The sequence below is a fragment of the Microbulbifer maximicatervae (SeqCode) genome (genome assembly GCF_052467615.1).
The window spans coordinates 4,241,762-4,253,430 of sequence record NZ_CP174319.1; the positions used below are offsets into that span (position 1 = coordinate 4,241,762).

General features: G+C 45.5%; 15 protein-coding genes. 9 read left to right on the forward strand and 6 right to left on the reverse strand.

Annotated elements, in window-relative coordinates; all coding sequences use genetic code 11:
- Nucleotides 1-120: 120 nt before the first annotated feature.
- Complete coding sequence (locus ACJJIM_RS18625) at nucleotides 121-1,566, reverse strand: NAD-dependent succinate-semialdehyde dehydrogenase (RefSeq protein WP_444911704.1); 1,446 nt, start codon at nucleotides 1,564-1,566, stop codon at nucleotides 121-123.
- A gap of 161 nt (nucleotides 1,567-1,727) precedes the next feature.
- Between ACJJIM_RS18625 and ACJJIM_RS18630 the strand changes: the two genes are divergently transcribed.
- From ACJJIM_RS18630 to ACJJIM_RS18670, 9 genes are all read left to right on the forward strand, one after another.
- Nucleotides 1,728-2,654 carry a LysR family transcriptional regulator gene (locus ACJJIM_RS18630; protein WP_444911705.1) on the forward strand — a complete coding sequence of 309 codons (927 nt, stop codon included), beginning with the start codon at nucleotides 1,728-1,730 and terminating at the stop codon, nucleotides 2,652-2,654.
- Nucleotides 2,655-2,885: 231 nt separating this feature from the next.
- A complete protein-coding gene (locus ACJJIM_RS18635; RefSeq protein ID WP_282930901.1) occupies nucleotides 2,886-3,263 on the forward strand; it encodes a PH domain-containing protein in 378 nt (125 codons plus the stop codon).
- A gap of 82 nt (nucleotides 3,264-3,345) precedes the next feature.
- Nucleotides 3,346-3,582: a hexameric tyrosine-coordinated heme protein gene (locus tag ACJJIM_RS18640; RefSeq protein WP_444911706.1), complete on the forward strand. Its 237-nt coding sequence runs from the start codon at nucleotides 3,346-3,348 to the stop codon at nucleotides 3,580-3,582.
- A gap of 559 nt (nucleotides 3,583-4,141) precedes the next feature.
- Nucleotides 4,142-4,666: a nuclear transport factor 2 family protein gene (locus ACJJIM_RS18645; protein ID WP_444911707.1), complete on the forward strand. Its 525-nt coding sequence runs from the start codon at nucleotides 4,142-4,144 to the stop codon at nucleotides 4,664-4,666.
- A gap of 214 nt (nucleotides 4,667-4,880) precedes the next feature.
- Nucleotides 4,881-5,342, forward strand: coding sequence for a YccF domain-containing protein (locus ACJJIM_RS18650; RefSeq protein WP_444911708.1), 462 nt, complete (start codon nucleotides 4,881-4,883; stop codon nucleotides 5,340-5,342).
- 261 nt (nucleotides 5,343-5,603) lie between these two features.
- On the forward strand, nucleotides 5,604-6,422 hold the full coding sequence (locus ACJJIM_RS18655; protein ID WP_413663639.1) for a DUF5694 domain-containing protein: 819 nt from the start codon (nucleotides 5,604-5,606) through the stop codon (nucleotides 6,420-6,422).
- Nucleotides 6,423-6,522: 100 nt separating this feature from the next.
- A complete protein-coding gene (locus tag ACJJIM_RS18660) occupies nucleotides 6,523-7,452 on the forward strand; it encodes an alpha/beta hydrolase (RefSeq protein ID WP_444911709.1) in 930 nt (309 codons plus the stop codon).
- A gap of 213 nt (nucleotides 7,453-7,665) precedes the next feature.
- The gene (locus ACJJIM_RS18665) at nucleotides 7,666-8,262 is read left to right on the forward strand and encodes a lipase family alpha/beta hydrolase (RefSeq protein ID WP_444911710.1); all 597 of its coding nucleotides are present in this window, start codon (nucleotides 7,666-7,668) and stop codon (nucleotides 8,260-8,262) included.
- 55 nt (nucleotides 8,263-8,317) lie between these two features.
- A complete protein-coding gene (locus tag ACJJIM_RS18670) occupies nucleotides 8,318-8,770 on the forward strand; it encodes a phosphate-starvation-inducible PsiE family protein (protein ID WP_282930894.1) in 453 nt (150 codons plus the stop codon).
- A 62-nt stretch (nucleotides 8,771-8,832) separates the two neighbouring features.
- Here the strand turns inward: ACJJIM_RS18670 and ACJJIM_RS18675 are convergent, their stop codons facing one another.
- The 5 genes from ACJJIM_RS18675 to ACJJIM_RS18695 form a co-directional block, all read right to left on the reverse strand.
- Nucleotides 8,833-9,591, reverse strand: coding sequence for a TerC family protein (locus ACJJIM_RS18675; RefSeq protein ID WP_444911711.1), 759 nt, complete (start codon nucleotides 9,589-9,591; stop codon nucleotides 8,833-8,835).
- Between the two features lie 89 nt (nucleotides 9,592-9,680).
- On the reverse strand, nucleotides 9,681-10,067 hold the full coding sequence (locus ACJJIM_RS18680) for an STAS/SEC14 domain-containing protein (protein ID WP_444911712.1): 387 nt from the start codon (nucleotides 10,065-10,067) through the stop codon (nucleotides 9,681-9,683).
- A 141-nt stretch (nucleotides 10,068-10,208) separates the two neighbouring features.
- Nucleotides 10,209-10,700, reverse strand: coding sequence for a VOC family protein (locus ACJJIM_RS18685; RefSeq protein ID WP_444911713.1), 492 nt, complete (start codon nucleotides 10,698-10,700; stop codon nucleotides 10,209-10,211).
- Nucleotides 10,642-10,953: a putative signal transducing protein gene (locus tag ACJJIM_RS18690; protein ID WP_444895823.1), complete on the reverse strand. Its 312-nt coding sequence runs from the start codon at nucleotides 10,951-10,953 to the stop codon at nucleotides 10,642-10,644. The genes ACJJIM_RS18685 and ACJJIM_RS18690 overlap by 59 nt, the downstream gene beginning before the upstream one ends.
- 96 nt (nucleotides 10,954-11,049) lie before the next feature.
- Nucleotides 11,050-11,448, reverse strand: coding sequence for a hypothetical protein (locus ACJJIM_RS18695; protein WP_413663646.1), 399 nt, complete (start codon nucleotides 11,446-11,448; stop codon nucleotides 11,050-11,052).
- Nucleotides 11,449-11,669: the final 221 nt, after the last annotated feature.

Sequence of the window (11,669 nt, forward strand, 5' to 3'; positions counted from 1 at the left end):
AATCTCCGCAAGTTCCCTGAAGTTTCAAACTCTTAAGTAGGGGAGCCACAGGCTCCCGAAAATCTGTTCGGGCGCTTGTCACCTAGGACAAGCGCAGGCCAGTTGTGTTCAGACCGGGGCTCAGGCCCCGAAACAGCAATATTTGGTCTCGTAAAATTCGGCCATACCCTCGACGCCGCCCTCGCGGCCAATGCCGGACTCTTTAACACCACCGAAAGGTGCCACAGTGGTGGAGAACACTCCGGTGTTACAGGCAATCATGCCGTAGTCGAGCGCCTCTACCACACGATTGGCACGGCGAATGTTTTCACTCATCACGTACGCCGCCAAGCCGTAGGGCGTTTCATTGGCACGGCGAACCACATCTTCCTCATCGGAGAACTTCTGTACCGCCGCCAGAGGGCCAAAAATTTCCTCCTGGGCGATACGCATGGTATCGGTAACTCCAGTGAGGATGGTTGGCGCAAAAAAGTTATCGCCATTGGCCAGCTGCTCACCGCCAATTTCAATTTTTGCTCCGGCCGCAACCGCATCCTGAACCAGCCCCTGAACCCGGTCCACAGCCCTGCGGAAGATCATCGGGCCCATATTGACCCCTTCATCGGTAGCGTGACCGATCTTCAGGGCGGCAACCTGCTCGCGCAGCTTTTCCACAAACTCATCGTGCACGGATTCGTGCACGTAAATACGGTTGGTGGCCACGCACACCTGGCCCGCATTGCGGAATTTGGTCGCCATACAGGCGCTGACTGCGGTATTCATATCCGCATCGTCAAATACGATAAACGGGGCGTTGCCGCCGAGTTCCATAGACATTTTTTTCACGGTGCTGGCGCACTGGGACATCAACTGCTTGCCCACGGCAGTGGAGCCGGTGAAGGTGAATTTGGCCACACGGGGATCTTGGGTCAGAACCTTGCCGATACCCGGAGCATCACTGCCGGTAACTACATTGATAGTCCCCTTGGGCAGGCCAGCTTCTTCCGCTAACTGGCACAGTGCCAGCGCAGATAGTGGCGTCTCCAGGGCCGGTTTGATCACCACAGTACAGCCCGCCGCCAGTGCCGGACCCGCCTTGCGGGTGATCATGGCATTGGGGAAGTTCCAGGGGGTAATACAGGACACCACACCCACCGGCTGGCGGATGGTATTCAGGCGCATGGCCGGGTTGTGAGTCGGGATCGTCTGGCCATAGGCCCGACGGCACTCTTCCGCGAACCACTCAATAAAGGAAGCCCCGTAGATAATCTCACCTTTCGCTTCCGCTACCGGCTTGCCCTGCTCCAGGCTAAGGATCATTGCCAGGTCATCGCTGTTATCCACGATCAGCTGGTACCAGCGCTTTAGAACCGCAGCTCTCTCACCGGCTGTACGGCGGCTCCAAGCGGGGAAGGCTTCACTGGCCGCCGCCACCGCCGCCTCGGCATCCTCTGCGGTACCGTCGGCCACGCGGCCCAGCAACTCACCATTTGCCGGGTCACATACATCTACAGTGGCGGCAGCGTCACGCCATTCGCCCGCTATATAGTTCTGAAATTTCAACAGGTCCGAATTTGCAAGTTTCACAGGAAAATTCCTAGTAAATAGATGTTATTAGTAGTATGCGGCGATTCTGGCCGCAGCTGACTGAGGAGAATAGTAGTATTTTTCCAACTAAAGTTTATATTTATCAAACTTTAATTATATCTACAGCCAGAAACCATCTCAGCGCCCCAGGAAGTGCAGCTATGAGCAAAACCAAAAACGCCCTGGGAGGCCGCCTCAGCGATATGGATTTGCGCCTGCTGCGCGTCTTCCGCGAGGTTGTGCACGCCGGAGGCATCACCCCTGCCGAAGTCACCCTGAATATCAGCCGCTCCACGATCAGTGTGCATATCTCCGACCTGGAGACACGGCTGGGTATGCAGTTGTGCTTGCGCTCTCGAGGCAGAGCCGACTTCAAACTGACCCCGGAGGGGGAGGCCTTGTATCGGGCTATTTTGGAGCTCGATGGGCACCTGGATACCTTCAAAAGCCAGGTCAATGCAATCCAATCCCAACTCACCGGTACCCTGCGCCTGGTAATGCCCGACGATGTATTGGAAATACCGCAACTGAACTTGCCCGGAACTATCACCCAACTGCGTGAGAAGGCCCCGCAACTCCACCTGGAAGTACAACTGGCCGCCCCTCAGGAACTCGAGTTGGAAATCCTCGCAGGCCGCGCCGATATCGGTATCAACCCCCTGCATTCACGTCGACCGGGGCTGGAGTACCAACCCCTGTTTTATCACCAATCGATTCTCTATTGCAGTAACAGCCACCCCTGTGCCCAGGTGTCAGCTATTGATGAGGAGCTACTCACCCAGCAGGAGTTAGCTGCGCCCAGTCATACTGTTCTCTCTGGTGCGGCGCACCTGTATCGATTGTTTCCCAAGCGATCCACAGCCAACCATATGGCGGCCAGGTTGGCGATGATACTTTCTGGATGCTTTGTGGGTTTCCTACCGGAATACCTGGCCCGCAGATATGTCGGGGAAGGAACCCTGCACCCCCTGCTGCCGGAGAAGTTTCACTACCAAATACAAAATGCTGTCACCTTCAAGAAAAGTGCAACAACTCATCCCGCTGTGCAGCTTTTTTTGGAAGCCTTGCAAATCAATAGACAGATATAGCTACTGCTATTTATCCCTGGTGATACTGAAATAATCGAGCCAAGAATCCAGTAAATAGAGAGATAACCATTTCAAAAATTACCAACTACTTATGATCGATCCTCTATTGTGGAAATTGTCATAATAATTAAATAAATTTAAACATAAAAACACAAGCAAAAAGTAAATCATCTGTAACTTAATGCGCCACAGTGGTAATCTCCTCCTCCAATAGAATTACAGGGATAACCCGTGATAGATTTTAAAAACTCACCAGTATTTAAACTCAAGCCTATAGATATCTCTGAATCCAGGGATGACTTTAATAAGTTCCTGATCGAGGGGGAGTTTATTTTTGCAGGTTTTAAAACTATTCGCGATCAGGTAGTTTTCACCAACAAACGCATTATTGCCGCCAATGTTCAGGGTATCACGGGCTCAAAAGTAGACTACACCTCTTTGCCTTTCAGCAAGATACAAGCATTTTCTGTTGAGACCGCTGGCACTTTTGATCTGGACTGTGAAATAGAAGTTTATTTAAGCGAGATCGGTAAGGTAAGGTTCGAAATAAGAGGTTCTTTCGATCTTATTCAGTTCAACAAATATATCAGCCAATACATATTGGACTGATATCAACCCTTAGTAAATATACAAAATAACTGGGGCTCAGCAGCCCCCACAACTTTATCAATCAACCCGATAGTAGAGAGGGATGTCCATGTCGCAAATCTGGTTAGAAAGCCTAATTACTGAAAATGCACAACAAGGCTTTGAACTTGCAATGAAACTATCCAGGATGGGAGTAAAATACACCCAGCCTTCAGATGAAGTACGGGGTAAGCTGAGGTCCGCCTATGAGGAAAATGCAGACAGCCTGATCGCCTCCTCTCAGGTTGTTGCCATTAACTTCCAAACCGTTGCAGCAGCCAATAATTACTGGCGCGGCTAAAGGGTTAAGAATGCGTTATCTTTGTAGAACGGGTAACGCATTCGAGGGAGCCTCTGAATAACTCCGTAATGCCTCTGCGGGCCTTGAAGGCTGCAGATGTTAGGCGCAGCTCGCCGCGAATGGCCGTAGCCCTTGGCAAGAGCTGCAACGCAGCAGCTGTAGCCTTCAAGGCCCGCCCTTCGGGGCTCGCAGAGCGATTCACACTCCGCGTTGCGACTTCTTGAAAGGTCTAGACATTCCTGCGAAGCCGCGTCTTGATTGTGAACCGCTTTGCAAGCCAGAGGTATCACGCAGTTATTCAGAGGCTCCCTAAATCTACAAACATTCAAACAATTTCCCTTCATCTCCTCTTCAATAATTTATGGTCTTTTAGTACTACAAACACTCTGATTCTGTACTAAAAATTAGCCATCACTATAGGTAGCTGCAAGATCGTCATATTCACTGTTGACGCTCTCGACCTTATTGATATTTATAAACATCGAGATACTGTCTTTGGCACAAGATAGATTAACTCAACGACCAGTAATATTGCGCCTCAAATAGGAAGGTGAATGAGATGGAATACAATGACGATGAAAAGTACTTAATTCAACTTTGGGAAACCCATACCGAGGCCGAATTTGATCTAAAAGATGCCGACACCGCAATTGCTACCATGACAGAAAATCCCGTATTAATTCATGTACCGGTTAATACCGGTGCAACGGGAAAAGAACCCTTACGAAAATTTTATAGGGATATATTTATTCCTCAAATGCCAGCGGATATAAATTTACAGCTTCTTTCCCGCACCGTGGGCAAAGACAGCTTAGTGGATGAGTTTATTCTTCACTTTACCCATTCTATTCGTATGGATTGGTTCGCACCTGGTATCGAAGCAACAGGGAAGAAGCTATCAGTTCCCCATGTGGGAATTATTAGCTTCTCCAATAGAAAAATCAGCTCTGAGCATATTTACTGGGACCAAGCGACTGTCTTGGATCAATTGGGTATATTGCAGTCAGGTCTACCGGTAACAGGAAGTAGTCAATGTCATCGCTTGCTAAATAGTAATGCTCCGGCAAATGAGCTGATACCGTAAATTTTATACCCAACGGGTAAAATCCAAGCCGCGAACCAGCCTGACCAACTAGTCACAAGCGGGTCGACGAAAATAGCCATAACTGAATCCAAAGCGTGTGCATTTGCGTCTAACTACTGTAATTTAAATAAATGATATAGCGATTAGGATTTGCGGTAACATCAGTAGATTACCGTTTTCACTAATAAATTTTACCGAATTGGTAGGGGTAGTTATGCGAACACTTGGAAATTTCCTCTGGTTTATCCTTGGCGGTGTCTTTATGGGACTCTGCTGGTGGTTTTGCTCGCTGATTGCCTTTATCAGTATTATTGGTATTCCCTGGGGAAGAGCCTGCTTTGTAATCGGCAAATTTTCCTTTTTCCCTTTCGGCAAGGAGGCAATTTCCCGAGAAGAACTCACCCTGCGCGGTGATATTGGGACAAGCGGCTTTGGTTTAGTCGGAAATATTATCTGGTTCCTATTGGCTGGTATCTGGCTTGCTATTGGCCACCTTCTGCATGCTATTGCCTGTTTTATTACCATTATTGGTATACCTTTTGGTTTACAGCACCTTAAGCTTGCGGCAATTTCACTCTCTCCGATAGGAAAGACTATTGTCAGCAAGGAAGTAGCCCATTCCGCTAAAATGCGTAATGCAGATGTTGAAGTGACCAGATTAAGAAGTGGTACTTAAGTAAACATACATTAACAATGATACCGTACCAACTTGGGGTTATTACTAAAATAGCCCTGAGTTCTCAAGCCTCATCGTATTAACTCGACCATAAAAACTTTCAGATCAGAAAAATCACTCTATTAACTTTGTTATAAGTAGATACGATTAATTTATAGTATTCAATTTTGAATCCATCCATTAATATCAAATTCAGAGCTATTCATTTCGTACGGCAATTAGGCAACCTATAGAAACTAAATAATAAAATAAGGATATTTAATGAAAAACATAGCAAGACAAATCTCTGGCTCAATTATACTTTCTTTGGGGCTTATTGGCCTGGATGCCTATGCGGATCCAGTAAAAAATACAGAGCCCGCACAGGTTATGCTTTTTGGTAGTTTTCATTTTAGCAACCCCGGTAAGGATATGGTGAAAACACAAGTTATTAATGTTTATACCGAAGAAAATCAAAACTATTTGGAAGACTTATCCTCACGGATTGCCACTGACTCACCAACACATGTTCTTCTGGAATGTCACACCAATGACGAAAGCAAAATGAACCTTCGCTTTGCCAAATATATTAAAGGTGAGCATAAGTTAAATATAGGAGAAAGCGAACAACTGGGATTTAGGGTAGCCAAGAAGGCGGGCCTATCAAAAGTAAATTGCTATGATTCGGATCAGGATCTTCCTTACGGCGAGCTTTTATCCTATCTGGAGAAGAGTTCTCCCGAGAGGAAAAAGTTGATAGATGATTACCTTGAAGCCTGGGGAAAACGCTTCAATGACTTGTATGCCTCATCAACCTTGGAGCAAGCTCTTGATAAACACAATGACCCCGCCGAAGACAAAGTAAACCTAGGCTCCTATATAATGCTCAATGACGTTGGCCAAGGTGATAACTTTATAGGGGCCGATCTATCCTCCAAATGGTGGTCCAGAAACTTCCGTATGTATGCCAATATCCAAGCCGTCGCCCAACCGGGTACCAAAGTTTTCGTTCTAGGTGGACAAGGGCATAGCTCTATAATGAGACCGATGCTCGAATTGGATGATAAACGTGAAACCTGGGATGTCCGCAGTTATTTCTAAAGAAGGCTCAACACCAAAGTCAGCCCCTTAGGGGGAGGAGCCCTGCCACTGGTTTTATAGATAGAGTAGAACTTTATCTACACCCCAAAGGCAGGGCGCTATGGATATCTATAAGACCTTATTATTCGGTATTCTTTTCAGTCTAATACCACCGTGTAAAGCTGAAGAACCCCCTAAAGAAGTACAAGTATCGGCAGGAAAGCTTGAAACACTGCCCTCCCTGACACTGGAAGGACTTGCTGAGCGCCCAATTCATGTATGGCTGCCTGATCAATATCCTACACAGAAACCCTATGCCGTCCTTTATATGCACGATGGACAGATGCTGTTCGACAGTAAAACCACCTGGAATGGTCAGGAGTGGGGCATGGATGAAGTCGCCTCTCGGTTAATAGCAGAAAAGAAGGTACGTCCCTTCATAGTTGTCGCTATCGATAACATTGAGACACTTCGCCACGGTGACTACTTCCCCCAGAAAGCTTGGAGTTTTTTACCTAAAGAAGCTTCACAGGTCCAACATCCATTTAACCAAGCCGAATTGCGTGGAGATCTTTACTTACAATTTTTGGTGACCAAGGTTAAACCCTATATTGATAGTCATTACGCTGTGAGTGGTGATCCCAGCGACACCTTTATTGCCGGCGCGAGTATGGGGGGATTAATATCACTCTATGCGGTCACAGAGTACCCCGAAGTGTTCTCTACGGCTGCAGCTATATCCACCCATTGGCCAGGGGTTAACCCCGACGATAAACTACCGATAGCTGAGGCTATTCGCGACTATCTAGAGGCAAATTTACCTAGGCCTGGAAGTCACCGATTTTATTTTGACCATGGTACAGAAACCCTGGATGCTTATTACCCACCTCTGCAACGGACTGTGGATAAAATTATGCGCCAGAAAGGGTATTCCTCTTCAAATTGGCAAACCCAAGTATTTGAGGGTCATGCCCATGATGAGAAATCATGGAATTCTAGACTCGATGAAATATTAATATTTCTATTTGGAAACCCTCAAATAGACGCTTGAATTATTTTTCTATTTTAGATACCGGCATCTATATAAATAAAAGACATAGTTGCCGGCATTCCAACTTATCCCTTGAGACTACTTTGTTACTTTGTGGCATCCAACAATAGTTCTGCAACTACACTTCTCTATCAAGCTTCCAATAGTTTTTGGCAGACAAATAACTATTGCGATTGAAGCTTTTCCTAACGCATCACTTCTCCTGCGACAAGAATGAAACGTAAAAGCCGAACTGTTCTTTTAATACCTGGAATTTTTGATCGAGGAACCTCCTTACTTAGAATGCAGCACGAATTAGCTGCCGAAAATTATGACGTACACTATATCCACCTACGCTATAACTCCGGCTGGCATGGTATGGAACACCTTTCGTCCCAGCTTCTCGCAAAATTGGAACACATCGTAGATAAAGAAACTACCTGTACCCTGGTGGGATTCAGCATGGGAGGGATAATCGCTCGGTATTATTTACAAGCCCTTAATGGTTTGGAGCGGGTGCATAAATTTATATCAATTTCCTCTCCTCACCATGGTAGTTACTGGGCAAACTTTCTTCCTTACAAAGGTGGGAAACAATTGCGGATCGGCAGTGATTTTTTACGCGCGTTGAACTTAGGCATTCAAAAATTGGAGGTTACCGAGCCGGCTTCAATCTGGACACCCTATGACATAACCATTATGCCCCATAGTAGTGCTATCCTGGGCTTGGGAACATCCTACGAAGTTCCAGTGATACTACATCGAATGATGCCGCTAAGTAGCAAGGTAATTTCATTACTAAAACAGGAAATTAAATCAGGATTGGATTAAGAAGCTCACTGACAGAAACTAGCTTTAATTTTATGAGTTTAACGAGAAGTAAGGCATGGACAGCCCAGAAGAAAAAACTTCGATTACAGATAAGGCAATTCACAACTACTATCGAAAATTTGAAAGCCTGATTGCCTTAATTTTGACTTTTATTATTGTTGTAATCGTAATAGTCGCGATCAGTCGATTGGGATATTCTGTATACAATATGTTACTGGTGGGCATGCAGGACCCTCTGGACCACAAAGTATTTCAAACAATATTTGGCGAGATTATTACTTTACTGATTGCACTGGAATTTAGCCATACACTTCAATATGTAGTTACACGTCAACAGAGTATTATTCAAACCAAAGTTGTCGTACTTATTGCTATTTTGGCTTTATCCAGAAAATTTATTATTTTAGATCTGGATAAGGTCAATGCTGGCGAACTTTTGGGATTATCTACTGCCACTCTCGCGCTGGGCCTTACTTACTTAATATTGAAGCTTAAAAATAGTAACTAAGGGTACTATTGCAAACCAGACAGTAATCCGGGGTGGAGGAACACCTCCACCCTCTCACTATATTAACTATCTTCACGTAGAGCGTGATGTAACCTTACCGGTGGGGTCTTACGGATTTTCTTGCTGCGCATACGCAAATTGAGGAACTCCACAGCCATTGAAAACGCCATGGCAAAGTAGATATATCCCTTAGGTACATGGACATCAAACCCTTCAACCACCAGAGTTAAGCCCACCATAATTAAGAAGGATAGTGCCAACATTTTCACGGTAGGATGACGATCAACAAAATCCCCGATTGGTTTAGCCGCTACCAACATAACGATTACCGCCAGAATAATCGCTATTGCCATGATTGAGATCTCGTCGACCAATCCGACAGCGGTAATTACAGAATCCAAGGAAAAGACAATATCCAATAGTGCAATTTGTAGTAGCACCATCCAAAATCCCGCACTGCCGAGCGAGGATGCACTCTCCTCTTCACCCTCGAGACTATTGTGAATTTCATGGGTAGCTTTAGCGATTAGGAACAGCCCTCCGCCAACCAAAATAATATCGCGACCTGAAATTTCCATGCCATAGATGCTAAATAGTGGCTCGACCAAGCCCATAATCCATACAATAGAGAAAAGCAGAGCCAACCGGGTCACCATTGCCAGGGTAAGACCAATAAAGCGCGCGGGCTCTCTCTGTTTTGGAGGCAACCGTCCAACCAAAATGGAGATAAAGATAATATTATCGATGCCCAGCACTATCTCCAGCGCCGCCAACGTGGCCAATGCTATCCAGGCCTCAGGGCTGGCTATCCACTCAAACATACGGTCTAATCCTTATATAATTTATTATTTAATAAGCCTTTAATGGACAAATACTTTATTTTTCTATTCTGGCTTTATCACTTCAAAATCTAGGTATCTTCCTCCAGCCAAGCTTTCGCCTCAGTTTCTGATTCAAATGTTCGATATTCACCACCAATAAACCAGCTACCTACTTTTCCGGCGACTTTTAGCCAGCGTTTATCTGAAAGTACGGCAACCCGGTTAAACTCCCGGCCGTATTCAATACCCAACTTAAAATCATCCCAGGCCGCCCGAGGCTCCCACCCCTCCAATTCTCGAGCATCCATAAATACGTTTATCTTTGGGTGCTCAACTTTTTCTATTGCCGCGGTCAACATTGGCACCATGGCTTCGTAATCATCATGGGTCAACTTACCACGGGCCTTCACAGTAAGGAAAATATAATCGGATTTCTGTTCCAAACCGATAGACACACCATGGGACGTAACAGTCATAAGACACCTGTAAATCTTTTACGAATTATCACTACATAATCCATACTTTAATCATCAAAAAAGCCATGAATTCATGAGTTAAGATAAAAAGATCATATTAATTGAAAGGTGATAGGTTTAAGTATTTAAATAGCTACTCTCTTACAAGCTGATAGTATCATAACCACTGCCATCAAACTGTACCAGACAGAACTCATTTCCAAAGGGATCAGTTAATGAAGCCTTAACTCCCCATTCTTTTTGCTGGATTTCACCCTGTATCTGTCCACCAGCATCGACCACCTGCTCTATTACCAGAAGCAAATCCTCTACAACAATATCCATATTTACCGGCGTCCAGTGCCGATCATAGCTACCCATATTTTTTTTACTGTTTATCGGCCAGATCCCCGAATCCCTTTGCTGTAGAAATATAGGCACTGTGCCACCGAGCATCTCAATCATATCCGTTCCCAGGCGGCGACCTTCGTAGAGGCCAAATGCATCTCGATAAAAATTGATCGCCCGGTTTAAGTCATCGACATCAATGTTGAGAAGTACTTGCATTGTGATATGCGACCCACAAAATTCCGCTTTAGTCAGCTCCTGCTGGCTTGGGTTCTCCACATTGCCAGCAGTAATCAAAAGCTGCACCGTTATCTTCCCCACATGCCTGGCAGAACCAGCTATTCGAATCCACCTCAGCCTCAGCCAGGACCTGTCGTGCCCGCTCCAAATCGCGGTCACGCTCTAACCATAATTCTGGCCAAACCTGGTTGGGGGCTAATTCACCAGTAGCCCCCTGGGCATATTCATTTTTTAATCGTGTTTTTATTCCCGCAACTTCAAGTCGACTCTTTGCCAACTCAACCAACAAGCGGTTTTCATGGGTATAAATAAGTTTCATAATTGGGCCGCACAAATATCAGGAATCCCCAGATTACACAGCTATTAATCTGCAAACAAACCCGGTTTCTGCTAAGCCGGCAATCCCTGAAAATTCTCAGCGCACACCGATCAAACCACAATTTTCATATTCACAGTATTTTTCTTCTCCAACCGTAATGATCTCCAGAATAGACTCTACGGAGTCAACTGCTGAACGGCTGTTCAATAGAATTCTGCCTGAGCGATTGGCAATATATTCAAGGACAACTTTTCCTTTTCTATTGCGATGCTCAGCAATTTTCTGCCCTTTTCTGACTTGATCACCACGATTGACAAATAGCCTGATCCACTCTCTTTGCCTCTGCTTGAGATTGTTATTGTGAGACATACTCGTATAAATTTTTTCTGCGCTAACAAGCCCTGCTATTTCGCCAAAAATTGGCGCTTTTTCAGCATGGGCATAGGTCGCACCAATGGCACTTAAAGCCACGAATAGAACGGTAGTTTTGTTCAAATCAGCACCCCTACACGCTATAAAACTCGTGAACTGGAATACTCATATCCTGAAAATGTCGCCCCAAACTTTTCTCAGGGCAATAAGTTAGGTATAGCTGACTAGATAATTCACGCCAGAAAATCCACTGCGCGGCGATCCGGCAGCTGGTATGAAGGTAGAGGGAGATAAATACTGACTACACCGGAGCCCTGTATGTCTAGTGGAAATTCCGGGGTGAG

Excerpts from the sequence above, each read along its gene's own strand:
- ACJJIM_RS18645 (WP_444911707.1), top strand. The coding sequence starts at position 4,142 with ATGGAATACAATGACGATGAAAAGTACTTAATTCAACTTTGGGAAACC.
- ACJJIM_RS18665 (WP_444911710.1), top strand. The coding sequence starts at position 7,666 with ATGAAACGTAAAAGCCGAACTGTTCTTTTAATACCTGGAATTTTTGAT.
- ACJJIM_RS18670 (WP_282930894.1), top strand. The coding sequence starts at position 8,318 with ATGGACAGCCCAGAAGAAAAAACTTCGATTACAGATAAGGCAATTCAC.
- ACJJIM_RS18650 (WP_444911708.1), top strand. The coding sequence starts at position 4,881 with ATGCGAACACTTGGAAATTTCCTCTGGTTTATCCTTGGCGGTGTCTTT.
- ACJJIM_RS18640 (WP_444911706.1), top strand. The coding sequence starts at position 3,346 with ATGTCCATGTCGCAAATCTGGTTAGAAAGCCTAATTACTGAAAATGCA.
- ACJJIM_RS18660 (WP_444911709.1), top strand. The coding sequence starts at position 6,523 with ATGGATATCTATAAGACCTTATTATTCGGTATTCTTTTCAGTCTAATA.
- ACJJIM_RS18690 (WP_444895823.1), bottom strand. The coding sequence starts at position 10,953 with ATGAAACTTATTTATACCCATGAAAACCGCTTGTTGGTTGAGTTGGCA.
- ACJJIM_RS18655 (WP_413663639.1), top strand. The coding sequence starts at position 5,604 with ATGAAAAACATAGCAAGACAAATCTCTGGCTCAATTATACTTTCTTTG.
- ACJJIM_RS18675 (WP_444911711.1), bottom strand. The coding sequence starts at position 9,591 with ATGTTTGAGTGGATAGCCAGCCCTGAGGCCTGGATAGCATTGGCCACG.
- ACJJIM_RS18680 (WP_444911712.1), bottom strand. The coding sequence starts at position 10,067 with ATGACTGTTACGTCCCATGGTGTGTCTATCGGTTTGGAACAGAAATCC.
- ACJJIM_RS18630 (WP_444911705.1), top strand. The coding sequence starts at position 1,728 with ATGAGCAAAACCAAAAACGCCCTGGGAGGCCGCCTCAGCGATATGGAT.